Origin of the sequence: Flavobacterium aurantiibacter (genome assembly GCF_002251775.1) — a bacterium.
In the GTDB taxonomy this organism is placed as follows: Bacteria; Bacteroidota; Bacteroidia; order Flavobacteriales; family Flavobacteriaceae; genus Flavobacterium; species Flavobacterium aurantiibacter.
In genome coordinates this window covers 1-1248 of record NZ_NOXX01000058.1, presented here as the reverse complement: position 1 = coordinate 1248, position 1248 = coordinate 1, and the positions used below count along the sequence as shown (strand labels likewise).

General features: G+C 41.6%; 1 protein-coding gene. It reads right to left on the bottom strand.

Features of this window, described 5'->3' with window-relative positions:
- Positions 1 to 161: 161 nt before the first annotated feature.
- Positions 162 to 1248, bottom strand: a 1087-nt coding sequence (locus tag CHX27_RS00675) for a T9SS type B sorting domain-containing protein (RefSeq protein WP_133063371.1), incomplete at its 5' end; no start/stop codon positions are given.

Below are 1248 nucleotides of genomic sequence, written 5' to 3'. Positions count from 1 at the left end.
GTGACGTGGTTTGAAACGGCGACCGAACGGAAGCCCGTTTGAAACTAACGGAACGTTTGCGGTTGGAACGGCTATTGTAACGAACGGCGCGACCCTGACCGTGCATGCATCCTCCGGGGACGTTTGGGAAGGGTTACGCCCAAATAAAATTAAGTCTTGTGCTATCTTTTTAAAGCAAAATGAGCTTTAAATTCTTGTTTATTGCCAGATTGATCGATGTAAAATAGCGTAAACCAGTAATCGGTTGCTACTTGCGGTTTACCTTGGAAAGTTCCATCCCATCCCACAGAATTTGGCGCAACTGTGGTCAATAACTTTCCATAACGATCAAAAATCAAGATATCAGAAGCAATTTGATTCAAAGGATCTTCAATCGACCAATAGTCGTTATAACCGTCGCCATTTGGCGTAATAAAACGCGGATAATTTAAAGCAAAAACCGAATAACTTACAGTGCCACAACCAAATTTATCGCGAACTGAAACATTATAAGGGCCTTGATAAATATTTGTAAAGACATTGCTATCTTGAACAAAACCGTCGTTTAAAATATACTCATAGGATCCTGAACCTCCAGTAACTTGCACTACAATTTGCTGGCGATCGTCAAAATCATCTCCAACACTTACAATTGCCACTGCTAAAGAGGAAGTTTTTACTTCGGTACGTGCTAATGAACTGCAGCCTGTAACGAGATTAGTTACAGTAACTTGATAAATTCCTGGAACTTGAACTAATAAAGAATTTGAGGTTTCGGTTAATGGATCACCATTCAAAGTCCATGAAAAAGTATAATCAGCGGGAGATAAATCCGTTTTGACCTCGACCACAGATATAACTTGTCCAGTTACGTTGTCTAAACATAAATACAAATCCTGCGGCAATTGAACTTCGGGCAGATCGACAATTTCTATGGTTCTTGAAATAACACTCAAACAAGGTGTAGAAATCTGGTATGTAAGAGTAACAAAACCTGGCGAGAGCGCTCTAAGCAAACCGCTCGCCGCATCGATTGTGGCAATATTACTATCACTACTGCTCCAAAAACCTCCTGATTGATTAGCAGTAAACTCTATAACTTCACGTTCACACAATGTATTAGGGCCGTTTATTCTTGTCAGTACTACTGGGCTATTAACGCGTATTGTTAACGTTGCCGTGGCAGCGCATTGTCCGACTGCAGGAGTGAACGTGTATGTGGTGGTTGCTGTGTTATTCAGCGCTGGCGACCACGTTCCTGTTATGCCG